25 protein-coding genes are annotated in these 22,191 nt (G+C 63.9%); 10 read left to right on the top strand and 15 right to left on the bottom strand.

Annotated features, from left to right (window positions below):
* Positions 1–9 precede the first annotated feature (9 nt).
* From cysG to NKI22_RS22905, 6 genes are all read left to right on the top strand, one after another.
* Positions 10–1,461 (top strand): siroheme synthase CysG, encoded by a 1,452-nt coding sequence (gene cysG / locus NKI22_RS22930; RefSeq protein ID WP_352592662.1) that lies wholly within the window; start codon positions 10–12, stop codon positions 1,459–1,461.
* Positions 1,458–1,763, top strand: coding sequence for a DUF2849 domain-containing protein (locus NKI22_RS22925; protein WP_023718938.1), 306 nt, complete (start codon positions 1,458–1,460; stop codon positions 1,761–1,763). The genes cysG and NKI22_RS22925 overlap by 4 nt, the downstream gene beginning before the upstream one ends.
* 73 nt (positions 1,764–1,836) lie before the next feature.
* A complete protein-coding gene (locus tag NKI22_RS22920; protein ID WP_023718939.1) occupies positions 1,837–3,507 on the top strand; it encodes a nitrite/sulfite reductase in 1,671 nt (556 codons plus the stop codon).
* The gene (locus NKI22_RS22915; protein WP_352816834.1) at positions 3,482–4,246 is read left to right on the top strand and encodes a phosphoadenylyl-sulfate reductase; all 765 of its coding nucleotides are present in this window, start codon (positions 3,482–3,484) and stop codon (positions 4,244–4,246) included. The genes NKI22_RS22920 and NKI22_RS22915 overlap by 26 nt, the downstream gene beginning before the upstream one ends.
* A 215-nt stretch (positions 4,247–4,461) precedes the next feature.
* On the top strand, positions 4,462–4,998 hold the full coding sequence (locus NKI22_RS22910; protein ID WP_352958909.1) for a DUF934 domain-containing protein: 537 nt from the start codon (positions 4,462–4,464) through the stop codon (positions 4,996–4,998).
* A 137-nt stretch (positions 4,999–5,135) separates the two neighbouring features.
* Positions 5,136–5,756, top strand: coding sequence for a DJ-1/PfpI family protein (locus NKI22_RS22905; RefSeq protein ID WP_352483597.1), 621 nt, complete (start codon positions 5,136–5,138; stop codon positions 5,754–5,756).
* A 146-nt stretch (positions 5,757–5,902) separates the two neighbouring features.
* Here NKI22_RS22905 and NKI22_RS22900 read toward each other — a convergent pair whose 3' ends face one another.
* Both NKI22_RS22900 and NKI22_RS22895 read right to left on the bottom strand, forming a co-directional pair.
* Positions 5,903–6,925 carry a fatty acid desaturase gene (locus NKI22_RS22900; protein WP_023675248.1) on the bottom strand — a complete coding sequence of 341 codons (1,023 nt, stop codon included), beginning with the start codon at positions 6,923–6,925 and terminating at the stop codon, positions 5,903–5,905.
* Positions 6,926–7,046: 121 nt separating this feature from the next.
* A complete protein-coding gene (locus NKI22_RS22895) occupies positions 7,047–7,250 on the bottom strand; it encodes a hypothetical protein (protein WP_023718943.1) in 204 nt (67 codons plus the stop codon).
* Between the two features lie 236 nt (positions 7,251–7,486).
* Between NKI22_RS22895 and grpE the strand changes: the two genes are divergently transcribed.
* The gene (gene grpE / locus NKI22_RS22890) at positions 7,487–8,122 is read left to right on the top strand and encodes a nucleotide exchange factor GrpE (protein WP_023675250.1); all 636 of its coding nucleotides are present in this window, start codon (positions 7,487–7,489) and stop codon (positions 8,120–8,122) included.
* A gap of 119 nt (positions 8,123–8,241) precedes the next feature.
* Here grpE and NKI22_RS22885 read toward each other — a convergent pair whose 3' ends face one another.
* Positions 8,242–9,021: a quercetin 2,3-dioxygenase gene (locus NKI22_RS22885; protein WP_352495491.1), complete on the bottom strand. Its 780-nt coding sequence runs from the start codon at positions 9,019–9,021 to the stop codon at positions 8,242–8,244.
* A 53-nt stretch (positions 9,022–9,074) separates the two neighbouring features.
* Positions 9,075–9,725 carry a TetR/AcrR family transcriptional regulator gene (locus NKI22_RS22880; protein WP_084642653.1) on the bottom strand — a complete coding sequence of 217 codons (651 nt, stop codon included), beginning with the start codon at positions 9,723–9,725 and terminating at the stop codon, positions 9,075–9,077.
* Between the two features lie 75 nt (positions 9,726–9,800).
* Between NKI22_RS22880 and NKI22_RS22875 the strand changes: the two genes are divergently transcribed.
* A complete protein-coding gene (locus NKI22_RS22875; RefSeq protein ID WP_352483593.1) occupies positions 9,801–10,433 on the top strand; it encodes a trimeric intracellular cation channel family protein in 633 nt (210 codons plus the stop codon).
* Positions 10,434–10,442: 9 nt separating this feature from the next.
* Here NKI22_RS22875 and olsB read toward each other — a convergent pair whose 3' ends face one another.
* The 7 genes from olsB to NKI22_RS22840 form a co-directional block, all read right to left on the bottom strand.
* A complete protein-coding gene (gene olsB, locus NKI22_RS22870; protein ID WP_023675251.1) occupies positions 10,443–11,318 on the bottom strand; it encodes a l-ornithine N(alpha)-acyltransferase in 876 nt (291 codons plus the stop codon).
* A 149-nt stretch (positions 11,319–11,467) separates the two neighbouring features.
* Positions 11,468–13,756 (bottom strand): hybrid sensor histidine kinase/response regulator, encoded by a 2,289-nt coding sequence (locus NKI22_RS22865; protein WP_352483592.1) that lies wholly within the window; start codon positions 13,754–13,756, stop codon positions 11,468–11,470.
* 88 nt (positions 13,757–13,844) lie between these two features.
* Complete coding sequence (acuI, locus tag NKI22_RS22860) at positions 13,845–14,834, bottom strand: acrylyl-CoA reductase (NADPH) (RefSeq protein ID WP_023718948.1); 990 nt, start codon at positions 14,832–14,834, stop codon at positions 13,845–13,847.
* Positions 14,835–14,886: 52 nt separating this feature from the next.
* Positions 14,887–15,363: a signal peptidase II gene (gene lspA, locus NKI22_RS22855; RefSeq protein WP_023718949.1), complete on the bottom strand. Its 477-nt coding sequence runs from the start codon at positions 15,361–15,363 to the stop codon at positions 14,887–14,889.
* Between the two features lie 26 nt (positions 15,364–15,389).
* A complete protein-coding gene (locus tag NKI22_RS22850) occupies positions 15,390–16,253 on the bottom strand; it encodes a TrmH family RNA methyltransferase (protein ID WP_023718950.1) in 864 nt (287 codons plus the stop codon).
* A complete protein-coding gene (locus tag NKI22_RS22845) occupies positions 16,254–17,318 on the bottom strand; it encodes an RsmD family RNA methyltransferase (protein WP_352592651.1) in 1,065 nt (354 codons plus the stop codon).
* 89 nt (positions 17,319–17,407) lie between these two features.
* Positions 17,408–17,893: a DUF1772 domain-containing protein gene (locus NKI22_RS22840; RefSeq protein WP_023718952.1), complete on the bottom strand. Its 486-nt coding sequence runs from the start codon at positions 17,891–17,893 to the stop codon at positions 17,408–17,410.
* Positions 17,894–18,017: 124 nt separating this feature from the next.
* Here NKI22_RS22840 and NKI22_RS22835 point away from each other — a divergent pair, with 124 nt between their 5' ends.
* Positions 18,018–18,701, top strand: a complete 684-nt coding sequence (locus tag NKI22_RS22835; protein WP_023718953.1) for a helix-turn-helix transcriptional regulator — start codon at positions 18,018–18,020, stop codon at positions 18,699–18,701.
* Between the two features lie 86 nt (positions 18,702–18,787).
* Positions 18,788–19,156, top strand: a complete 369-nt coding sequence (locus NKI22_RS22830; protein ID WP_031193999.1) for a VOC family protein — start codon at positions 18,788–18,790, stop codon at positions 19,154–19,156.
* A gap of 98 nt (positions 19,157–19,254) precedes the next feature.
* On the opposite strand, the gene lhpI is transcribed toward NKI22_RS22830, so the two are convergent.
* The 4 genes from lhpI to sppA all read right to left on the bottom strand — a co-directional run bounded on the left by lhpI (position 19,255) and on the right by sppA (position 21,973).
* Positions 19,255–20,220, bottom strand: coding sequence for a bifunctional Delta(1)-pyrroline-2-carboxylate/Delta(1)-piperideine-2-carboxylate reductase (lhpI, locus tag NKI22_RS22825; RefSeq protein WP_023718954.1), 966 nt, complete (start codon positions 20,218–20,220; stop codon positions 19,255–19,257).
* A 51-nt stretch (positions 20,221–20,271) separates the two neighbouring features.
* Positions 20,272–20,604 (bottom strand): lipopolysaccharide assembly protein LapA domain-containing protein, encoded by a 333-nt coding sequence (locus NKI22_RS22820; RefSeq protein WP_023718955.1) that lies wholly within the window; start codon positions 20,602–20,604, stop codon positions 20,272–20,274.
* 49 nt (positions 20,605–20,653) lie between these two features.
* Positions 20,654–20,938: an integration host factor subunit beta gene (locus tag NKI22_RS22815; RefSeq protein WP_006200394.1), complete on the bottom strand. Its 285-nt coding sequence runs from the start codon at positions 20,936–20,938 to the stop codon at positions 20,654–20,656.
* 78 nt (positions 20,939–21,016) lie between these two features.
* Positions 21,017–21,973 (bottom strand): signal peptide peptidase SppA, encoded by a 957-nt coding sequence (sppA, locus tag NKI22_RS22810; RefSeq protein ID WP_023718956.1) that lies wholly within the window; start codon positions 21,971–21,973, stop codon positions 21,017–21,019.
* Between the last annotated feature and the right edge of the window lie 218 nt (positions 21,974–22,191).

The raw sequence follows: 22,191 nt of genomic DNA, 5'->3' as shown, positions 1-22,191 counted from the left end.
CCGCTCGTCATGCCGCAAGCCAAGCCTAAGCTCAATGCCTTTCCCGTCTTCATGCGGGTCGAGGGCGAAGCCGTCGCCATCGTCGGCGGCGGCGAGGAAGCGCTGGCCAAGGCGCGGCTGCTCGCTCAGTCGAGCGCTGTGCTGCGCATCGTCAGCGATGCCGCAAGCGCCGATCTGCTGGCCTGCATCGCCGAGACGGGCGCCACCCACATTGCCGACGCCTATAATGCAGCACATCTCAATGGTGCGGTGATGGTGTTTGCCGCCAGCGGCGATGAGGCGCTCGACCGCCGCGTTGCCGGGGATGCGCGCCGGCTGGGCATTCCGGTCAATGCCGTCGACCGGCCGGAGCTCTGCGATTTCTTCACGCCGGCACTGGTCAACCGCGCGCCGGTCGCCATTGCCATCGGCACGGAAGGTGCCGGCCCGGTGCTTGCGCAGATGCTGCGCAGCCGCATCGACCGCATGCTGTCGCCCTCGCTCGGGCCGCTCGCGGCACTTGCCGCGTCGTTTCGCGGCGCCGCCGAAAAGCTGCTGCCGAAGGGCAATGCCCGCCGCCGCTTCTGGAGCGATTTCTTTGGCGGCGCGCCGGCCCGTGCCGTGGAGGCCGGCGAGCTTTCGCAGGCGCATGATGCCGCCGTCGGCCTGTTGCTTTCGAACGAACCGGCATCGGGCCATATCGCGCTTGTAGGCGCCGGTCCCGGCGCCGAGGACCTTTTGACGCTGCGCGCCCATCGCCTGCTGATGGAAGCCGACGTGATCGTCCATGACGCGCTGGTGCCGGAGGCCATCGTCGCCATGGGCCGCCGCGATGCCGAACGCCTGCCGGTCGGCAAGCGCAAGGGCTGCCATTCCAAGAGCCAGGCCGAGATCAATGCGCTGCTGGTCGAGCTTGGCCACGCCGGCAAGCGCGTCGTGCGGCTGAAGTCCGGCGACCCGCTGGTGTTCGGCCGGGCCGGCGAGGAGATGGCGGCACTTCGCGATGCCGGCGTCGCCTACGAAGTGGTTCCGGGCGTCACCGCGGCCTTCGCCGCCGCCGCCGATTTCGAACTGCCGCTGACGCTGCGCGGCGTGTCGTCGTCGATGGTGTTCACCACCGGCCACGACCTCAAGGGAAATTCGCTGCCCGATTGGGCAAAGCTCGCCATTTCGGGCGCGACGGTCGCCGTCTATATGGGGCGCTCGGTCGCCGCCGAGGTCGCCGGCCGGCTGATCGAAGCCGGCCTGTCGCCGGACACGGCCGTCGCCGTGGTCGAGAATGCCAGTCTTGCCAACCGCCGCCGTTTCCACGGCACGCTCGCCGACCTGCCGTCGCTGGAGGCGCGCGCCGACCTCAGCGGCCCGGTGATGACGATCATCGGCGACGCCGTCGCCGGCGCCAATTTCGAACGGTCCGAGCCGCTGGCCGCACACAGGCAGGACAGCGTGGCCCGTGCTGCCGCGGAAGGAGTGAACCAATGAAAGTGCTGACCGCGAACCGTCTCGCCGACGGCATAGCCGTCTGGTACGCCAATGGCGGCTGGGCCGAGATCATCGACCATGCCGACATCGCCCATGACAAGGCGGCCGAGGACCGGCTGGAGGCGATCGGCGCCAAGGCCTCCGCCGACAACGAGGTGGTCGACGTCAATCTGATCGACGTGACTGTGGTCAACGGCACTGTCGAGGCGGTCCGGCTGCGCGAAAAGATCCGTGCCGCCGGCCCGACCACCCGCCACGATCTGGGCAAGCAGGCCCGTCCGCAGGCCGCACGCGCGGCATAGATGACACAAGCATGATCCCGATCGTGCTCGAACGAAGAAAATAACGGGCGGACGCGCCCGGAAAGACCTGAAAATGTACCGTTACGATGAGTTCGACCACGATTTCGTCAAGGCCCGCGTCGCCGAGTTCAGCGACCAGGTCGCACGGCGGCTTGCCGGCGAGATCACCGAGGACCAGTTCCGGCCGCTTCGGCTGATGAACGGCGTCTATCTACAGCTGCATGCCTATATGCTGCGCATCGCCGTGCCCTACGGCACGCTGAACAGCAAGCAACTGCGTATGCTCGGCCACATCGCACGCAAATACGACAAGGGTTATGGGCATTTCACGACCCGCCAGAACATCCAGTTCAACTGGCCGGCGTTGTCGGACATCCCGGCGATCCTGGCGGACCTGGCAAGCGTCGAGATGCACGCCATCCAGACCAGTGGCAACTGCATTCGCAACGTCACCGCCGACCACTTCGCCGGCGCCGCCGCCGACGAGGTTGCCGATCCGCGCCCCTATGCCGAAATCCTGCGGCAATGGTCGTCGGTGCATCCGGAGTTTTCGTTCCTGCCGCGAAAATTCAAGATCGCGGTGACCGGCGCCGAGCGCGACCGCGCCGCCATCCAGACGCATGACATCGGCCTGCATCTGAAGAAGAACGCCGCCGGCGAGCTTGGTTTCGCCGTCTATGTCGGCGGCGGCCAGGGCCGCACGCCGATGGTGGCCAAGAAGATCCGCGACTTCCTGCCCGAAGCGGATCTGTTGTCCTACTGCACGGCGATCCTGCGCGTTTACAACCTCTACGGCCGTCGCGACAACAAGTTCAAGGCGCGCATCAAGATCCTGGTCCACGAGACCGGCGTCGAGGAGATCACCCGCCAGGTCGAGGCCGAATGGCAGGAGTTGAAGGACGCCGAGCTGAGGCTGCCGGAAGAAGACATCCGCGCCATCGACGCCTATTTCGCGCCGCCGGCGCTTGTCGATCGGCCGGAAGGCGACGAGGCGGTCAAGCTTGCCCGGCTCGACTCGAAGAGCTTTTCCGAATGGCTGGACCAGAATGTGGTCACCCATCGCCATCCCGACTACGCGGCGGTGACCATCTCGCTCAAGGGCATTGGCGAGACGCCCGGCGACGCCTCCGACAGCCAGATGGAAGCGGTCGCAGACATTGCCGAAAAATATTCCTTCGACGAGCTGCGCGTCAGTCACGAGCAGAACCTGATCCTGCCGCATGTCGCGCGTGCCGACCTCAAGGCGGTCTATGACGCGCTTGTCGATATCGGGCTGGCGACGGCCAATTCCAACCTGATCAGCGACATCATCTCCTGCCCCGGCCTCGATTATTGCGCGCTGGCGACAGCGCGTTCGATTCCCGTGGCACAGGAAATCTCGCGGCGCTTCGCCTCGCTGGAGCGCCAGCGCGAGATCGGCGAATTGAAGCTGAAGATTTCCGGGTGCATCAATGCCTGCGGCCATCACCATGTCGGCCATATCGGCATCCTCGGCGTCGAGAAGAAAGGCGCCGAGCTCTACCAGGTGACGCTCGGCGGCTCGGCCGACGAGAACACCTCGGTCGGCGAGATCATCGGCCGCGGCTTCAGTTCGGAAGAGATCACCGATGCCATCGAGCAGATCGTCGAGACCTATCTCGGGCTTCGGCTGGACAGAAACGAAAGATTTATCGACGCCTACCGCCGTGTCGGTCCCGCGCCGTTCAAGGAGGCGCTCTATGCTGGCGAAACCAAGGCCGCTTGACCGGATCATCGACGTCGAGGCCGGCATCGCCGCCGAAGCGGCGGGTCTCGACGCGCTCTATGGCCATCTAAAGCCGCTGGAGATTATCGAGCGGTCGGCCCGGGAATTCTTTCACGGCGAAATCGCCGCCGTCTCGTCCTTCGGCGCGGATTCGGCGGTGCTGCTGCACATGATCGCGGAGTTCGACCGCACGCTGCCGGTGATCTTTCTCGACACCGGCAAGCATTTCGAGGAAACGCTCGGCTATCGTGACGCGCTGGTCGCCGATTTCGGGTTGACCGATATCCGGGTGATCAGGCCCGACGATGCGGCGCTGGCAAGGATCGACCCGACCGGCAATCTGAACGAGACCGATACCGACGCCTGCTGCGACGTGCGCAAGGTCGAGCCGCTGGCGCGCGGCGTCGAGCCGTTCCGCGCCTGGTTCACCGGACGCAAGCGCTTCCAGGCCGCGACCCGGGCAGCGCTTCCGGTGTTCGAGGCGGTCGGCTCGCGCATCCGCATCAATCCGCTGGCGCACTGGACGACATCAGACCAGGCCAGCTACATGCGCGCACATGCGCTGCGTGAAAACCCGCTCGTCGCCTATGGCTATCTGTCGATCGGCTGTTTCCCTTGCACGCAGCCGGTGCAGCCGGGCGACGACGCGCGCAGTGGCCGCTGGGCCGGGCACGCCAAGACCGAATGCGGCATCCATTTGTCGGGGCTGGAGAAGTCGCTGACCGATGCCTCACTTTAGAATATATTGATATTCAGGTGATGCCGGCCTGCAAACGGCGGCTTCCTGCGCTTCCGGCGCTCACGTACCCAAAAGTACGCTCCGCTCCGGTTCTCGGAAGCCACGCAGTTTGGTCGCTTCGCGCCCGCCTTCGGCTCCGGCTCGGCCTGACCTGAATCTCAACACCCCCTGAGGTGTTTTGCACTTTAGAACCTTGTGGACTTGGGAATTTCTTGATGAGCGAATTGATAGCGGAAAACGCCACCCGGCTGTGGACGCCGAATGGTTTTTGCGAGGACGAGTGGGTTCATGCCGAAAGCGCCGAGGCGCTGGTCGGCAATGGCCGCTTCATCCTGCCGCTGCAGGTGTTTCTCGGCCTCGATCGGGAGGTGCGGCGGTCGGCGAAGGAACGCATCGGCGTGCTGCTGCAGCCCGGCGATCAGCTCGAGAAGATCGCCGGCCTGCTCGACCAGCTGTCGCTGGTGGCGCTGGCCTTCCCGGCGTTCAATGACGGCCGCTCGTTCTCCAAGGGCGAATTGCTGCGCAGCCGTTACCATTTCACCGGCGCCATGCGCGCCACCGGGCAGGTGCTTATCGACCAGCTGCCGCACATGCTGCGCCTCGGCTTCGACGAATTCGAGATCTCGCACCCGGTGCTGCTGAAGCGGCTCGAGCAAGGCCGCACCGGCGGACTGCCGCTGTTCTACCAGCCGGCGGTGAAGCCGGAGGCCAAAGGCCCGAAATATTCCTGGCGGCGGGTGCGCGCCAGCTGATCTGCTCCAGGGGACCAGAAGCACGATCTGGTCGGACCACATTGCCGATTCGATCTTTTATTTTGCCCGTCCCCGTCTTAGGATAGCTCCATTATTTCGCGATCCGAATAAATGTGGCCACAAGGGAGGAACCGGGTATGGCTGGCAAGAAGATATTGATGCTCGTTGGCGAGTTCAGCGAGGAATACGAGATTTTCGTCTTTGAACAGGCCATGCATGCGGTGGGCCATACGGTCCATGTCGTTTGCCCCGACAAGAAGGCCGGCGACATCCTGAAGACCTCGTTGCACGACTTCGAAGGCCACCAGACCTATACGGAAAAGCTCGGCCACGACTACATCCTCAACAAGACGTTTTCCGAGGTCAACCCGGCCGAATACGACGCCGTCTACGCGGCGGGCGGGCGCGGGCCGGAATATATCCGCATCGACAAGCGCGTGCAGGCGCTGGTGCGGCATTTCCATGAGGCCGGCAAGCCGATCTTCACCATCTGCCACGGCGTGCAGATCCTGATCGCGGTCGACGGCGTGGTGCGCGGCAGGGAAGTCGCGGCGCTGCAATATTGCGAGCCGGAAGTCACGCTGGCCGGGGGCATCTATATCGATGTTGCGCCGACCGGTGCCCATGTCGACGGCAATCTGGTGTCGGCCAAGGGCTGGCCGGGCCTTGCCGCCTTCATGCGCGAATGTCTGAAAGTGCTGGGCACCGAGATCCGCCAGGGAGAGATCCTGATGCGCGACCAACGCCAGGCGGCTTAAGCTCGGAATTTGGAGCCGCCGCGCCCCTAATGCATGTCGCGCAAAAGTGTGCAGCGGTTTTGCGATAACGGCATGCATAAACAAGAACTTAAAGCGCGTCGCATGAGGCCGGTCGAGCGCGACGCGCTTTAGGTGCGGCGGTGCGTCTACACGGCCATCCGCGCTTCGCGGAACGAGACCAGCTTGCTGCGGCTCTCGTCCCATAGCGCCAGCTTGACGCAGCGCAGGCTGTCGAGAAGCGTGACGCGGCCGATCTCACGCAACTCCGGATAGTCCCTCAGCACTTCCGGAAGCCGGTAACACGGCACTTTGGCCGAGAGGTGGTGCACATGGTGGACGCCGATATTGCCGGTGATCCAGTTCAGAACCGGCGGCAGGTCGTAATAGGACGAGCCGTGCAGGGCAGCGTGCTGGAATTCCCACTCGGAGTCCTTTGTCCACTCCGTTTCCTCGAACTGATGCTGGACGTAGAACAGCCAGATGCCGGCCGATCCGGCGAGAATGACGATCGGCAGATGCACGACCAAGAACGCGCCGGGGCCGACGAACCAGATGAGCAGAGCGGCGATGACGGCGATGGCGAGGTTGGTGGACATCGACGACACCCAAGGGGTGAGGCCGCCCCGCATCATGCCCAAGGGCAGTCTCTGCTCGAAAATGAAAATCCATATCGGGCCAAGGCCGAACATCACCAGCGGATGGCGATAGAGGCGATAGGCGAGCCGGCCCCGCCACGACAGTTGCCGGTATTCGGCGACGGTCAGTGTCTTGATGTCGCCGGTGCCGCGCTCGTCGAGATTGCCGGCGCTGGCGTGATGGGTTGCGTGGGCGCGGCGCCAGCAATCGTAGGGCGTCAGCGTCAGCACGCCAAGGACGCGGCCGATCCAGTCGTCGGCATAGCGATTGGCAAAGAAGGAGCCGTGACCGCAATCGTGCTGGATCATAAAGATCCGCACCAGAAAGCCGGCGGCCGGAAGGATGAGGACCAGACCCCACCAATGGCCATAGGCATAGGCGGCCGAGGACAGCGCCCATAACGTGGCGAAAGGGATGAGGGTGATGGCGAGTTCGACAGCGCTGCGACGTCTGTCGGGCTTTTTATAGCGCGACAGGATTTTCAACCAGGCGCGCTTGCTGTTTGCCACAGCTTCGGGGGAAATCATGTTCATCATGAAACATAGGCGGAGCAGGGCGCTGCCGCAAGACGGAGATCACGCAAAGTTACTGCGCGTAAACGTCGCGCGATGGCAACCGGCCACAATTGCCGGTCGCGTCCCTGGCAACGGCGCGCTACCGACGGCGCCCGCCTGCGACCACCTTGGCTTCCACGCCGTCCAGGCGGTCGAGCAATTCCTTCAGACGGTCGGGAATATCGGACTCGGTGCGGAAGGCCGGCAAGGTGCGCAGAAAGCGCTTGGTCGCTTCGGTGCCGAGCTGGCGCCGGATATCGGCGGCGAGCCCGTTGCGTTTTTCGCCGTTCCTGCGGGGCATCATCTCAAAATCCTGTGTCGGCTTCGAAACTCTTCCAAGGGAGGAATGGTTCCCGCATTGTAGTAGCCTGGCAAGCAAAGCCGGCGGTTACGGTAAAGTTTGAATTAAATCGAAAGGTTTGCGCCGTCCGCCATCGAGCCGCAACAGCGGCTGCAGTATCGCTTGCCCCTTGATTTTTGGCCGCTAAACCTCGATATCGGGCGCAAATCCACACCATTTGAAAATGACGGGAAACGGCGATGAGCGACCAGGCAAAAGACGAACGCGCGCCCGATGAAGCCGAGAAGACCGAGGCTGCCGCGGAGCCAAGGGAAGGCGGCGTCGACGGCGACTATGAAGCGCTTGTGCGGCTTCTGAAGGAAAACGAAGAGCTGAAGGATCGCGCGCTGCGCGTGGCGGCCGACATGGAGAATTTGCGCCGCCGCACCGCCCGAGACGTCCACGATGCGCGCGCCTATGCGGTCGCCAATTTTGCCCGCGACATGCTGTCGGTATCAGACAATCTGCGCCGTGCGCTGGATGCCATCCCGGAGGAGGCCAAGGCGTCGGGTGATGCCGGCTTCAAGGCGCTGATCGACGGCGTCGAGATCACCGAGCGCGCCATGCTGTCGGCGCTGGAGCGCCACGGCGTGAAGAAGCTCGAGCCCGAGGGGGAGAAATTCGATCCGAATTTCCACCAGGCGATGTTCGAGGTGCCCAATCCCGACGTGCCGGCCAACACGGTCGTCCAGGTCGTGCAGCCCGGCTATTCGATCGGCGAGCGCGTGCTGCGGCCGGCCATGGTCGGCGTCGCCAAGGGCGGCCCCAAGCATGTGGCAAGCGAAGCGCCGGTGGAGCCGGGGCCGGTGAACGAGCAGGCTGAGAAGGATGCGTGAACTGGGAGTAGGGCTCCGTTAGCCAGCAACCGCCATCAAAGCGTGAGGGATGATCGACCGCCCCCAACCTATCCGATTTCAGGGCGATCAAACAGTTCGCCGTGCAGGCTTTCCTGCCCTCAGCTCAGCAGTTCACAGCCATAGCGGCGGACCACGTCGGGGAATGTCTCCATGTCCGGCATTCCTTCGCCGTCCGGAGGAATGCGCCTGTCGGCGGTGGGCACACTGGTCGCCCTCAGAAGTTCCTCGAAACCGCCAGGCGTGAAGAAGAACAGCATCCGGGCCGGCCCACGCTTGACCGTATAGCGGTGCGGCACATCGCGTGGCCCAAAGAGAAACGAACCGGGTCCAGCCATAATCGCCTTACCGCCGATCTCGAACTCGATCTCGCCTTCCATCACCAGGAATGACTCGTCCTCGCGATGGTGCACATGCAGCGGCGCCTCACCTTCGCTCTCGAGCACTTCGATCAGCGTGAACTGGCCCGCGGTCTGGACCGCTGTCGCCTTGATCACCGCTAGCGAGCCAAGCCACCAGCGCGCCTCTCCTTCCAAGGCGTGACTGCAAAAGGCGTGGGGAGTGCTCCTGCCAGCTTCGCCGCCAGCCACGGCCGCCACAGAATGGTAGCCGACCTTGATCGAGGCGGAATTCACCATCGAGCAATAGTTTTTGATGCCGGGCAGGGAGGACCAGACCTCGCCGGCCGCCTTGGCGCTGTCCATGTCCGCCCATTCGAATATCTCCGTCCAGCCGCCTGCGGATTTGAGCAGGCGACGGTTGAGGAAACCCCTGAGCTTTCGCACCTCGTCATTCACTTCATCCCTAGTCTGCAGGAACATCTGCTCGGTGAATCCGGGCTTCAATGCAAATTCAGTGATTTCAACGACATTCGTGTCCATGACTTCCTCCCTTTGCCATCTGACCTTTGTTTCGCCTCCCGCATTCTGTTCGCTCAAGACGTGCTCGTCCGGCCTCTGCCTTTGAGCCAGCAGAGCGCCATTGTCGTTGCCGTTTCGACGGCGAGGTCCACCGTCATACCGCGTATCCGCATGGCGTTGAACGTCGGAAAGTCGAATAGAAAGCTGATTGCCTGCACGACATCATCGCCCGGACCGTCGTGCGCCAGTGCCTCACGCACGAATCCGGCCACCATGTGTCGCAGGTATTCCTCCCATTCCCGCATGGCCGGAAGCTCGCGCTCGCGCAGGTCGCTTTCGAGATGCCGTCCGCCACGTTGGTAGAAGGCGAACAGCTCGTTGGCGACCCGGCGTAGCCGTTCTTCAGGATCGGTCGCGTCGCCGATTATCTCCCTCACTGCTTCGGGCGACGGAGGACGCAGGCGCTCCATCAGCAATTCGCCGCACGCCGGCACCAAGTCATCCAGAGTAGGAAAATGCTTGTAGACGGTGCCAACGGCGACATCGGCTTCCGTAGCGATATCCTTCCAAGTCGTGCCAAAGATGCCGTTCTGGGTGTGCAGCTTGATTGTCGCGTCGAGAATGCGCTGCCTCGTCTTGGCGAAGGCGGCAGTCCGGGAAGCCATGCTGTAGCGGCGAGGGGACATAGACGTCCACCCAAATAATTGAATGAACAATTCAATCATTTAATTTATCTGGAGTCAATCCAGATTCGCAGGAGCCACTCGCTATTCCCCACTCGGTATTTCATTATTCCCTCCATGAACCCGATCGAGCTTCTCGACTATGCCGGCGTCGCCGTCTTCGCGGCGACCGGTGCGCTGGCCGCCTCGCGCAAACAGCTCGACATTATCGGTTACCTGTTTCTGGCTAGCGTTGCCGGCATCGGGGGCGGAACGTTTCGCGACGTCATCCTCAACGTGCCCGTGTTCTGGGTGGGAAACCGCGACTATGTGCTAATCTGTGCGGCGGTGGCGCTCGTCGTCTTCTTCAGCGCACATCGTTTCGAGTCGCGCTACAAATTGCTGCTCTGGCTCGACGCCATAGGTCTTGCCGCATTTTCGGTGATTGGCGCGGCCAAGGGGCTGACGATCACCGGGTCACCTGCAGTTTCGATCGTCACCGGCATGCTCACCGCAACCCTTGGCGGCATTCTGCGCGATCTGTTGACAGGCGAGCCTTCGGTGCTCCTGAGACCGGAAATCTACGTTACCGCAGCGCTTGCCGGCGCCGGCCTCTACACACTTGGCGATTTCGCCGGACTGCCGCCGCTTGCGTCGGGCCTGGCAGGTTTCATGGCGGCTTTCTGCGTACGCGGCGGCGCGCTGAAATTCGGCTGGGCCTTTCCGTCCTACAAAAGCAAGCCTGGCCGGCGTCCGGAAGATATTCCCTGATTTAAGGTGTCAGGCTGCAAACCGCTGCGCTTCCCCGCCATAATAATTGACGTAGCGGGCACCGATCTCCTTGACCGGCATCACCACGAACACGTCGACCGTCGAGAATTCACGGTCGATGACGCAACCGTCGCCGATGCGCGCGCCGACGCGCAGATAGCCCTTGACCAGCGGCGGCATCGCGGCGATCGCCGCCTTGGTGTTAACGGCTTCGATCGGCATCAGATCCATCGAACAATAGCGCCCGGCGACGGCACGCACGTCCCACGATGAATTCGTCCGGCAGTGGTGGGCAAGATAGGTCAGCGCCTCTGCATGTGCCGCCGGCACGGTGCCGTGGAACGACGCGCAGCCGGTCATCACGCCAATGCCGTAATGATTGATATAGGCCCAGATGCCTTGCCACAGCGCCTCGATGGTGCGCTTGGAGCGGTATTCCGGCAGAACGCAGGAGCGGCCGAGCTCGAGGAAGCGCTGGCCGGGATGTCGCGCGATCAGCTTGGTCAACTCGAATTCGCCTTCGGAATAGAAGCCGCCCGCCGCCGCGGCAATCTCCTGCCGCAGCAGGCGGTAGGTGCCGACGATGCGGCGATGCTCGGGACCGGAAAGCGAAGTATCGAAGACCAGCAGATGGTCGCAGAGGGGATCGAAGCGGTCGGCATCGCGGCGGTCCTGCATCTGGAACAGGTCCTTCCTGGCACCAAGCTCGTCGTAGAACACCCGGTAGCGCACTTCCTGCGCGGCAGCGATCTCGGCCTCGTTGCGGGCGAGCCGCACTTCGAGATTGCCGATGCGGCCGAGCGATGCGCCTTTTATGACGGCATCGGCGTTCCGGCCGACGAGCAAAGGCCCGCTGGCGTTCGGCCGAGCATCACATTCCGGCATGACTGTATGCACGAGTGATTCTCCTTCGAGCCATCCCTCTTGGCACGGGGATACGGTGTAGGTGCAACAGGATTGTGACAGTACCGTGATACGGCTCTGCGGGCAATACTTCGTCGGCTGGGTAATCTATCGACCGTCTATGTTGTGCCTCAGGCGGCCACTTGCCCTTCAACCGCATGAACCAGGGCATCAGGGTCGAGCGGCTTGGTGACGAAGCCGCTCGCACCGTGGGCGAGCACGGCGTGGCGGGTCTTTTCCTGGCTGTCGGCCGACAGCACCATGATCGGCACCGGCGGAACCGCGGTCTCCTCCTCATGGCGGCGGATGGCGGCGATGGCGTCCAGCCCGTCCATGACAGGCATATGCAGGTCCATCAGCACCACGTCGTAGCGGTGCTTATGGCCGGTGCTGATGACCGCCTCGACCGCGGCCTTGCCGTTGCCGACCACTTTCACCCGATGCCCGGCCTTCAGGAGGGTGGCGCGGGCCAGCATGGCGTTGATGTCGTTGTCCTCGGCGATCAGCACCGACAGGCCCTGCTGGCGGCCGCCAATGGCGTGCCCAGCCTGCGCGCCGCGCTTTTGCGGTTGCGGCTCGGCGATGACCGGTGCGTGGCTGGTCAAAAGCACGCGCAGCAATGTCTCGCCGCGCACCGGCCTCGCCAGGAAGGTGGCGTAACCGTTGGCACGGAACTCGCCAAGCATGCCGCGGTCGGTCGGCGCGATCAGCGTCACCGCCTCGCAATCGACAAATCCGCTCTGGCGCAGGCGCCTGAGCAGCCTGCCGTCGCTTTGCTCCATGGCAGCATCGACCAGAAGCACGTTGCAGCCCTCGGCGAAAGGGGCGGCCTGGGCGGCGGCGGCGGCCAGATCGACCGTTCCGCCATTGGCGCGAATGGTGCGGGCGATGGCTTCGGCCTCGACCAGGTTCTTCGACACGATTACCGCATGCCGGCCCAACAGCGCGTTCTGGCGGATCTGCAGCGCCTCGACGGCGGAAATAGCGGGAATCTCGAAGACGAATTCGGATCCCTGGCCAAGCCGGCTCGACACCGAGATAGTGCCGCCCATCGCCGTCACCAGGCGCTTGGAAATCGCGAGACCGAGGCCGGCACCACCATGCGTACGGGTCGAGGTGCCGTCAGCCTGTTCGAAGTCCTCGAAGATGCGCTCCATGTCCTCCTCGCGCAGACCGGGGCCGGTGTCGCTGATGGTGAAGCGGATGCGGTTGGTGGTTTCGGTGCGGACGCGGCCGATGCTTGCCAGGACGCCGCCGCTGTCGGTGAACTTGACGGCATTGCCGATAAGGTTGAGCAGCACCTGCCTGACCCTGCCGGGGTCGGCGGTGATCAGCTGCGGCACGTCGGGTTCGACATGGCAGCCGAGGCCGATATCCTTGGCAAAAGCCCGCGCCGCCAAAAGCTCGATGACATTGTCGGCGATCTCGCGCACCGACATCGGTTGCGGTTCGGGATCGAAGCGGCCGGCCTCGATCTTGGAATAGTCGAGCAGGTCCTCGATCAGCGCCAGCAGCGCGCTGGCCGAGGTCGAGATGGCGCCGACATAGGTCCGCTGCTCGGGCGAAAGGCTGGTGTCGGCGAGAAGCCGGGCCATGCCCATGATGCCGTTCATCGGCGTGCGTATCTCGTGGCTGACGGTGGCGAGGAAGCGCGATTTGGCCTGGCTCGCATATTCGGCCCGTTCGCGGGCGGTGATCAGCGAGGATTCGGCGCGTTTGCGGGCGGTGATGTCACGGGCGATGGCGCGATGCGAAACGGCGCCGCTGTCCTTGTCGCGCACCGACAGCTCGATCCAAGAGAACCAGCGTGGGCCGTCCGGCGTGCGAATGGCGACATCAGTGGAACTCAGGCATTCATGGTCGGAAAAGGCGGCGTCGGGAACGATGCCGACATCGATGCCTAGTTCGGCCAGGGTCTTGCCGGCGAGGTCGCGCTGGTCGGTTTCGACAAGGTCGGCGAAAACCTTGTTGGCGTAGACGATATGGCCGTCGCGGTCGCGGTGGACGACGAGATCGCCGAGTGCATCGATCAGACCGCGAAAGCGCTCCTCGCTCTCCTGCATCTCCCACATGCGGTCGGCCAGCGTCTCGATCTCGGCGCGACTGCGGGCGGTCGTGGCATCGAGCAGGGCCACCGCGCGACGCTGGGTGCGCCTGTTGCGCAGATGCATGGCGAGCCCGGCGATGGCTGTCGCCAAAAGGCCAATGGTGATGAAGATCGGCGCTCCGGTCAGATGCGACAGGCCTGCCAGCACGACGATGGCGACGAGAGTCAGGAAGGGCAGGCCGTGGCGGTTGGCGTCCGGCAATTCCGGCGCCAGCGGCGGCGCGGCGACAAGCTGCCGCCCTGACGCCTCGGGGGCCGCCCGGTCGGCCCGTTCGGCTGGTTCCGCCTCTCTGATGCCGGGTTCCGCAATCATACGGAATTCCTGCCAGACAGAGCTTATTGAAGGTTGTGGTTGATCGTTCGAATTTTAGCGGTCGCGCTCTTTTTTTCCCTTTGGAGCCTCACATGTCCACCACCACGCGGCCGCGGATCTTGCCCTCGACGATGTCATGCGCGGCGCCGATGATGCCGTCGAAGCCGATGCTCGTCGACAGGCTGGCAAGCTTTGCGTGATCGAGATCGGTGCCGATGCGGCGCCAGGCCTCGATGCGGACCGCCTTGGGCGCCATCACCGAATCGATGCCGAGCAGCGAGACGCCGCGCAGGATGAACGGGGCGACGCTTGCCGGCAGGTCCATGCCGCCGGCGAGGCCGCAAGCGGCAACGGCGCCGCCATAGGAGGTCATCGACAGGACGTTGGCCAGCGTGTGCCTGCCGACAGCGTCGATGCCGCCGGCCCAGCGTTCCTTGGCTAGCGGTTTTGCAGGCTGCGCAAGCTCGTCGCGTGAAATCACTTCCGCGGCACCGAGGTCGGTCAGATAGGGGCTTTCGGCACTGCGGCCGGTCGAGGCGATGACGTGATAGCCGAGGCTGGACAGGATCGAGACCGCGACCGACCCGACGCCACCGGCAGCGCCCGTCACCACCACAGGGCCGCGGTCGGGCACGATGCCGTGGCGCTCCAGCGCGATGACGCAAAGCATGGCGGTGTAGCCGGCGGTGCCGACCGCCATCGCATCATGCGGGCTCATGCCGTCCGGCAGCGGTACCAGCCAGTCGCCCTTGACGCGGGCGCGTCCGGCAAAGGCGCCGAAATGCGTCTCGCCGACGCCCCAGCCGTTCAATATGACCTTGTCACCCTCGCGCCAGTCGGGATTGGAAGACGAGATGACGGTGCCGGCGAAATCGACGCCCGGCACCAGCGGCCAGCGGCGGATCACCGGCGCCTTGCCGGTGATTGCAAGGCCGTCCTTGTAGTTCACCGTCGTCGCCTCCACCGCGACGGTGACGTCGCCTTCCATCAGGTCTGCCTCGGTGAGCTCGGTCACCGCGACCGACTGGTTTTTCTCGGCGTCGCGCGAAACGAGGATGGCTTTGAAGGCTTCGGGCATTTTTTCTCCTCGGGCTTGCAAATAAGAAATGTGCGGTGCCGGGCGAGTGAGGTCAATCGCTCGATGTTCCGCGCCACCAGCCAATGAGCTCATCGAAGACGACCAGCACGGCACCGACCGAAATGAAGGCATCGGCGAGGTTGAAGATCGCGAAGGACCAGACCGGCGTGTGAAACAGAATATAGTCGATGACATGGCCATAGGCAGCGCGGTCGATCAGATTGCCGAGCGCGCCGCCGACGATCAGCGCGAAGCCGACGCGGGCAAGCAGGTGGCCGGGCGGCGTGCGGGCCGCAAGATAGAGAACGAAAGCGACCACCAGAACCGCGACGACCACCAGGCCGGTGTCGCCGAAGGACGAAAACAGCGAAAACGCGATGCCGGTGTTGTAGGTGCGGTACAGCGCCAGGAACGGCAGGAGATCGAGCCTTTCCTGGAAGGCAAGGCCGGTCTCGACCAGATATTTCAGCCACTGGTCGAGCGCTATCGCGGCGACAACCAGAAAAGCGTAGGGGCTCCAGGACTTCATGGTTTGCAGTTTCACGGTTTGGGATGTCACGATCGGGCATCCTCCGGGCCGAGCTTCAGCGCGCCGCGCCGGATCTCGAACAGCATGACGCCGGTGGCCACCGCAAGGTTGAGCGAATCGGCGCGGCCTGCCTGCGGTATCCGCAGCAGCTTGTCGCAGCTTGCGGCAAGCTCGTCAGGCAGGCCTTGCTGCTCGTTGCCCATCATCAAAAGCACCGGGCCTTTTGAAAAATCGACCGAGCGGTAATCGACCGCACCCTTAAGATGGGTGCCGGCGACGAGGCCGGGAAAGCTCTTTCGCCAGGCGAGAAAAGCCTCGGCCGACGCCTTGGCGACCGGCACGGCGAAGATCGAGCCCATGGTGGCGCGTACCGTCTCGACCGAAAAGGGATCGGTGGTCTCGCCGACCAGGATGACGCCTTTGGCGCCGACGGCGTCGACCGTGCGGATGACGGTGCCGAGGTTGCCGGGGTCGCGGACGCGGTCGAGCACCACCCAGACGTCGCCATCATGGGCGCGAATGTCCTTCAGCGGCAGCAATTTCTGCGAGAACACGCCGACGACCATTTGCGGATTGTCGCGGCGGGTGATGGCGACCAGCACGTTTTCCGAAACTTCAAGTACGGTGCCGCCGGCGGCAACCGTGCGCGCCGCAACTTTTTCAACCGCCGCATTGCCACGTCCGGCCTTGGCGAAAACCAATGTCCTGATAGACCAGCCGAGATCGAGCGCGTCGATGACCAGCTTCAGGCCTTCGGCCATGAAGGCATTCTGCTGGTCGCGGAATTTCTTCTGCGCGAGCGCCTTGATGTCCTTGACCAGCGGATTGGCGAGGCTGGTGACTTCCTTCACCTGCCCTGGCGCGCCCGCGTGCCGTTCGTACGCACTCATTCAGGCCACCCAGCGCGAGAACAGCGAGGTCGAAAGCGCCCGGCCGGCGGATTTCTCGCGGATGATCAATTCGCCGGATTCGACCGTGCCGCCCATGCCGGCGAAGGTGTCGCGCATCAAGGCGTGGATGGCGAAGAAAGAGGCGCGGATCGAATAGGCGGTCAGCACCACAGCGAGCGGCTTCGGCGTCAGGATCGCACGGCAGATGTCGGTCAGCGCCGGCAAATCTTCGAACAGATGCCAGACCTCGCCCTTCGGTCCGCGGCCATAGGCGGGCGGGTCGAACAGGATGATGTCGTAGCGGCTGCCGCGGCGCTCCTCGCGCTCGGCGAATTTCACGGCATCGTCGACGATCCAGCGGATCGGCCTTTGCGACAGGCCCGCCATCTCCTGGTTTTCGCGCGCCCAGCCGATCGCCTTCTTGGAAGCATCGACATGGGTGACCTCGGCGCCGGCACGCGCCGCCACCAGCGAGGCAAGACCGGTATAACCGAACAGGTTCAGCACCTTCACCGGCCGTTTTGCCGCCGCAATCAGCCCGGCCATGTGGTCCCAGTGCGAGGCCTGCTCGGGAAAGACACCGACATGGCGAAACGAAGTGAAGCGGCCGAGATAGTCGATGCCGTCATGCTTCATCGGCCAGGTCTCGCCGAGCGGCGTCTTCGGAAAGCGCCAGCGGCCGATGCCTTCCTCGTCGGTATCGCCGGTGAAAATGGCATCGGCGCGTTCCCAGTCCCTGGCCGGCAATGCCTTTTGCCAGATCGCCTGGCCCTCCGGCCGAACGATGCGGTAGGGGCCGTATTGCTCGAGCTTTTCTCCGGCGCCGCTGTCGAGCAGCGCGTAATCCTGATTGGCGCCGACTTCGAGGATCAGCGGCAGATGTTCGGCAGGCAGCGCGCCATCGCGGCGCGAAAGTGGGCGCGGCGCTGCTTTCTGCTCGGACCGGTCCTGCGGTTTCGTCTCCGGACCAGCGGTTGGATTGGGGTCGCGCCGCCGCGGCTGCTCTATCCCGCCTTTTTTCGCGGGCGGGCGGCTGTCGCGGCGTTTGTCGCGAAAAGGTTTCAAGAAGGCGCATCTCCGGACGGCGGCTGCGCCGCTTCTGCCACAGCGAATTGACCGGCGCAACAAAAGGGCTGCAGGCGTTTGCGAACGGATCAGCCACGCCTGATCGACAGCAGCCCGACTGCGAGCGCGATGAAACCGACGGCCTTGAAGCCGGTGACGACCATATGGCCGGCTTCCCAGCGGCTCCGGATAGCTTCGAAATTGCCCGGGATCGGTCCAGGCACCCAGGTGGCCAGGACATCGTTTGCCGGTTTGACGAGCGCAACCCACGCGACAAGCGCCATCAGATAAAGCATGGTGGCGGCCAACACCCACCAGAATGCCGGGCGGTCGCCGCGCAGCATCCATGCGAGGAGCCCCGGACAGGCGACGGCCGCCACGTCCAGCGGTGCGCCGACAGTCAAAAAGAACTGGAACTGAGCATTGAAGACCGTGGTTTCTCGCCAGAGCGAAGGCGGCCATCTGGTCAGCCGCGGCACCGATTCCAGTACGTGGGCGAAGGATGGTCCGAGGCTTAGGGCAGCAACGGTGGCGGTCAAAACAGACCAGAACAACAGAAGACCGCGTATATCCATAATGGCCAGACAACGGCGTCAGGCCGCATACGTTCCGGTCGGCGATCATCCTGCTTGCCGCCGAAAGCGCAGGCGCACTATCGTCCATCCAAATTGGGCATCCATCCAAACCGGGTTGCGATCCATGTCCCGCGCCGAACGCCTGCTCGACTTGATCCAGATCCTGCGCCGGCATCGCCGGCCAGTCAGCGGCCGCAGCCTTGCCGGCGAAATGGGTGTGTCGATCCGCACGCTCTATCGCGATATCGCCACGTTGCAGGGGCAGGGCGCACCGATCGAGGGCGAGGCGGGGCTGGGTTACGTGCTCAGGCCAGGCTTCATGCTGCCGCCCTTGATGTTCACCGACGAGGAGATCGAGGCGATCGTGCTCGGTTCGCGCTGGGTGGCCAAGCAGCCGGACTGGCGGCTTGCCAACGCCGCCACCGACGCGCTGGCCAAGATCGCCGCCGTGCTGCCGGACGATTTGCGCGAAGAGCTCGATGCCTCGACGCTGCTGGTCGGGTCGCGCACCGAGGTCACCGAAGGCATCGATCTCGGCGTGGTGCGGCAAGCCATCCGCGAGGAGCACAAGTTGAGCTTTGTCTATCGCGATGCCGGCGGCGCTGCCTCCGAGCGCACCGTCTGGCCGTTTGCACTCGGCTTCTTCGACAAGGTGCGCGTCGTCGCGGCGTGGTGCGAGATGCGCCAGGATTTCAGGCACTTTCGCGCCGATCGGATATCCGGCCTCAACGCCACCGAGACGCGTTATCCGCGCCGTCGCCAGGTGCTGCTCAAAGAATGGCGGGCGACGCTCGACAAGCCAAGCTAAGGCTGCCGCTCAGTTAAGACTGCTGCCAGAATCTGGCAGTGGTGCACGCTATGCTGCTCCAGTCGAAACCATCTGGAGAGCAATTCATGACACCGCCCAATTTCGTCATCCTCTATGTCGACAAGCCTGAGCAAAGCGGCGCCTTCTACAGCGCGCTGCTCGGACGCGAGCCGGTCGACACCTCGCCGACCTTCGTGTTGTTCGTGCTCGACAACGGCTTCAAACTCGGCCTCTGGTCGCGTCATACCGTAGAGCCGGCCGCGGCGGCCGCAGGCGGTGGCGCCGAGGTCGTCTTTGCGTTGGATACGCCTGGCGCTGTCGACACCACCCATGCCGAGTGGGCCGACCGTGGGCTGACCATCCTGCAGAGCCCGACCGACATGGATTTCGGCCGCACCTTCGTCGCGCTCGATCCGGACAACCACCGGCTACGGGTTTATTGGCAAAAGGAGTAAGGCAGTAGGGCAGTAGGGCAGTAGGCGAGAGCAAAGTAGCACTAGGCGCGGCGCCGCACGATTAGCACGGTTTCCTACTGCCCTACTGCCCTACTGCCCTACTGCCCTACGCTTGCGCGATACACGGCAATGCCGGCGGCCAGGTCCTCGAGGGCCGCGCCGACCGACTTGAACAGCGTGATCTCGTCATTGCCCTGCCGGCCTTTTTTCTGGCCGCGTGCCAGTTCATAGAGGTCGGCGACGATGGCTTGCGGCTTCAGCACGCCGGAGGCCAGCGGCTGGACGATGTCGCCGGCTTCCTTGGTGGCGCCGGCGCGGGTGTCGACATAGACGCGGGCGCGTGCAATCGCGTCGTCGTCGCTTTCGCGCATCGCCGGCGTGAAGCCGCCAACCAGATCGACATGGGTTCCCGGTTTCAAGAGTACCCCTTTGATCAGTGGCGCGGTGGTGATGGTCGCCGATGACACGATATCGGCCTGGCCGAGTTCGACGTCGAGATCGCCTGCGGCGTCGGCCGCAAAACCCTCGGCACGCAATTTTGCCGCGACCTTTTCGGCATTGGCCGGCGTGCGGTTCCAGATGCGGATGTTCTTGATCGGCCGCACCGCCGAATGCGCCTTTGCAAGGAATGGCGACAGCGCGCCGGCGCCGACCACCAGCAGCCGTGATGCGTCTTCGCGGGCCAGATAGGACGCGGCCAGTGCCGAGGCGCAGGCGGTGCGCCACTGCGTCAGCCGCTGGCCATCGATCAAGGCCTGAGGCTCGCCGGTGGCGCCGTCCAGCAACAGGTAGAGGCCCATCACCGCAGGCTTGCCGACGGCGTTGTTGTCGGGCGACACTGTGACGATCTTGACGCCGATATGGCCATCGGCCGAGGTGCCGGCGTTGAAGTCGGTCCAGGCCGGCATCAGAAGCAGCGTCGAGGCGGCACCGTCGGGCCGCTCGACCGTGTGATGATGCCTGACCGGCTGCACGGCGCCGTCGCGAAAAGCGGCGCGCAATGTCTCGACCAGCCCGGGAAAGGTCAGCGCGCGGTCGACCTCGGCGGCGGAAATGGTCAGCATGATGGCTCCGTGGAGAAATAGGCCGGTTGCGCTTCCTGCCCGAGCCGCGGCTCAGTTCATCGGCTTCGGCAAGGCCGGGCCCTGCGCCGCTGTGGGCGCGCGGCTGACTGCCAGACGCAGGTTCTCGGCCTCGGCGGCGCGCTGGCGCGCCAGCTTGCGGTAGCGGCCCTGCTTGATCCAGGTCGCCAGGCTGCCGACGATCATGCCGATGGCCAGCGCCAGGAACAGGAAAATGAACAGCGGCACGGTCAGCGTCAGCGCCGGATTGCCGGGATTGAACGGATCGAGCGTGAAGGCCACCGGTTCGCGGTTGGCGACGGCCAGCGCAATCAGGATGACGGCCAGCGGCACGAAAACCACGATGAGGATGAAGCGATTGAACATGTTTTTCCGTTCGGAAGAAAAGGCAGCAACGGGTCGGCGGGCGCCGCGCCTATTTGCCTCCGTTCAGCCTTTCACGCAATTCCTTGCCGGTCTTGAAGAACGGCACCCATTTCTCCTCGACCTCTACGGATTCGCCGGTGCGCGGATTGCGGCCGGTGCGGGCAGGGCGGTTTTTCACCGAAAACGCGCCGAAGCCGCGCAACTCGACCCGGTTGCCCTCGGCAAGCGCGTCGGTGATTTCATCGAAGATGGCGCCGACAATGTTTTCGACATCGCGCAGGAAAAGATGCGGATTGCGCGTGGCGATGATCTGCACAAGTTCGGATTTGATCATGAAAAGGCTCCCCGTGAAAGCAGTGCCGCCGAAATTATCAGAATGATTTTATTTGCTTTTTCACTCCCAAGCGGCTCCTCAAGGGTGCCAGACGGAAACGAGACCGTCAAGAAACAAGCGGTCCGCTCCAATTTCGTGAAGGACGTCGCCGCCATGGCCAGGCAGGCCAAGCGCAGCGCCGACGGTCTGCGCCATCGCCTTGGAGAACAGGAAACCACCGCGTTTTTCCGTGTCCTTCCATTCCACCACCTTGAGCTTGGCATCGACACCCTTGCCTGCAAGCCAGTCGATCGCTTCGGCCTCGCCGCCGACCGCGTCGATCAATCTGTTGGTGACCGCCTGCCGGCCGGTGAAGATCGACCCGTCCGCGAGCGCCAGCGCCTCCGGCTTGGTCATGTTGCGGCGCTCGGCGACGATGCCGACGAACCAGTCGTAGCTGTCGAGAATGAGTTTGCGGACCATGGCGCGTTCATCGTCATTGGTCGGCTTGAAGGGGGAAGGCGAGGCCTTCAAGGGCGAGGATTTCACCTCCTCCAGCTTGACGCCGAGCTTGTCCATGAGGCCGCTGACGTCCGGGTACTGGATCAGAACGCCGATCGAGCCGACGATCGAGGATTTGCGTGCGACAATATGGTCGGCCGCGGTGGCTATCATGTAACCCGCCGACGCCGCGAGCGTGCCGACCTCGGCCACCACCGGCTTGTCGGCGGCGAGCTTGCGCACTGCCTCGTAGATCGACTCGCCACCGACGGTGGTGCCGCCGGGTGAATCGATCGACAGGATCACAGCCTTGACGCGCGGCGACTGACGGATGGCTTCCAGCCGCTTGATCAGTTCTTCGTCTTCGGTGATGGTACCTTCGATCTTGACCTTAGCGATGTGGTCGACAGCCGCGCCGGTGAATTCGTCACCATAAATCCACGCGGAAAAGGCGATCAGCCCGGCTGCGGCGACAAGAATCGCCGCAACACGCCAGAATGTCAGCTTGCGGCGCAAGCGGCGGCGGTCGATCAGGTCGTCGGCTCTCAATGCCATGGTCAGCCTCGTAGTCGGTGGGAGCAGATGCTTTTAAAGTAACCATTCGCGCCCGGCTACCGTTTCCTGACGGCCTTCGCCAAAGCCGTCTTCGGCGTTCGGGCAAGCTTCAATCTGTCGCGTTCCACAGGCTCTAACACTGTGCGCCCATATCTGGTATGAGGTTCAGGCTGCGCTGGGGCCATTTTCGTTGTATAGGGGCGGCTGTCATATTTTTG

This window comes from Mesorhizobium sp. M0778 (assembly GCF_040320105.1).
GTDB lineage: Bacteria > Pseudomonadota > Alphaproteobacteria > Rhizobiales > Rhizobiaceae > Mesorhizobium.
Note: the sequence above shows the minus strand (reverse complement) of the source record. Positions and strands in the feature narration are given on the sequence as shown.

Excerpts from the sequence above, each read along its gene's own strand:
- sppA (WP_023718956.1), bottom strand. The coding sequence starts at position 21,973 with ATGGCATTGAGAGCCGACGACCTGATCGACCGCCGCCGCTTGCGCCGC.
- cysG (WP_352592662.1), top strand. The coding sequence starts at position 10 with ATGCCGCAAGCCAAGCCTAAGCTCAATGCCTTTCCCGTCTTCATGCGG.
- NKI22_RS22815 (WP_006200394.1), bottom strand. The coding sequence starts at position 20,938 with ATGATCAAATCCGAACTTGTGCAGATCATCGCCACGCGCAATCCGCAT.
- NKI22_RS22910 (WP_352958909.1), top strand. The coding sequence starts at position 4,462 with ATGAGCGAATTGATAGCGGAAAACGCCACCCGGCTGTGGACGCCGAAT.
- NKI22_RS22830 (WP_031193999.1), top strand. The coding sequence starts at position 18,788 with ATGACACCGCCCAATTTCGTCATCCTCTATGTCGACAAGCCTGAGCAA.
- NKI22_RS22905 (WP_352483597.1), top strand. The coding sequence starts at position 5,136 with ATGGCTGGCAAGAAGATATTGATGCTCGTTGGCGAGTTCAGCGAGGAA.
- lspA (WP_023718949.1), bottom strand. The coding sequence starts at position 15,363 with ATGAAGTCCTGGAGCCCCTACGCTTTTCTGGTTGTCGCCGCGATAGCG.
- acuI (WP_023718948.1), bottom strand. The coding sequence starts at position 14,834 with ATGCCCGAAGCCTTCAAAGCCATCCTCGTTTCGCGCGACGCCGAGAAA.
- NKI22_RS22865 (WP_352483592.1), bottom strand. The coding sequence starts at position 13,756 with ATGATTGCGGAACCCGGCATCAGAGAGGCGGAACCAGCCGAACGGGCC.
- NKI22_RS22880 (WP_084642653.1), bottom strand. The coding sequence starts at position 9,725 with ATGATTGAATTGTTCATTCAATTATTTGGGTGGACGTCTATGTCCCCT.
- grpE (WP_023675250.1), top strand. The coding sequence starts at position 7,487 with ATGAGCGACCAGGCAAAAGACGAACGCGCGCCCGATGAAGCCGAGAAG.
- NKI22_RS22840 (WP_023718952.1), bottom strand. The coding sequence starts at position 17,893 with ATGGATATACGCGGTCTTCTGTTGTTCTGGTCTGTTTTGACCGCCACC.
- NKI22_RS22820 (WP_023718955.1), bottom strand. The coding sequence starts at position 20,604 with ATGTTCAATCGCTTCATCCTCATCGTGGTTTTCGTGCCGCTGGCCGTC.
- NKI22_RS22875 (WP_352483593.1), top strand. The coding sequence starts at position 9,801 with ATGAACCCGATCGAGCTTCTCGACTATGCCGGCGTCGCCGTCTTCGCG.
- NKI22_RS22895 (WP_023718943.1), bottom strand. The coding sequence starts at position 7,250 with ATGATGCCCCGCAGGAACGGCGAAAAACGCAACGGGCTCGCCGCCGAT.
- lhpI (WP_023718954.1), bottom strand. The coding sequence starts at position 20,220 with ATGCTGACCATTTCCGCCGCCGAGGTCGACCGCGCGCTGACCTTTCCC.
- NKI22_RS22920 (WP_023718939.1), top strand. The coding sequence starts at position 1,837 with ATGTACCGTTACGATGAGTTCGACCACGATTTCGTCAAGGCCCGCGTC.
- NKI22_RS22835 (WP_023718953.1), top strand. The coding sequence starts at position 18,018 with ATGTCCCGCGCCGAACGCCTGCTCGACTTGATCCAGATCCTGCGCCGG.
- olsB (WP_023675251.1), bottom strand. The coding sequence starts at position 11,318 with ATGCCGGAATGTGATGCTCGGCCGAACGCCAGCGGGCCTTTGCTCGTC.
- NKI22_RS22850 (WP_023718950.1), bottom strand. The coding sequence starts at position 16,253 with ATGAGTGCGTACGAACGGCACGCGGGCGCGCCAGGGCAGGTGAAGGAA.
- NKI22_RS22925 (WP_023718938.1), top strand. The coding sequence starts at position 1,458 with ATGAAAGTGCTGACCGCGAACCGTCTCGCCGACGGCATAGCCGTCTGG.
- NKI22_RS22915 (WP_352816834.1), top strand. The coding sequence starts at position 3,482 with ATGCTGGCGAAACCAAGGCCGCTTGACCGGATCATCGACGTCGAGGCC.
- NKI22_RS22885 (WP_352495491.1), bottom strand. The coding sequence starts at position 9,021 with ATGGACACGAATGTCGTTGAAATCACTGAATTTGCATTGAAGCCCGGA.
- NKI22_RS22900 (WP_023675248.1), bottom strand. The coding sequence starts at position 6,925 with ATGAACATGATTTCCCCCGAAGCTGTGGCAAACAGCAAGCGCGCCTGG.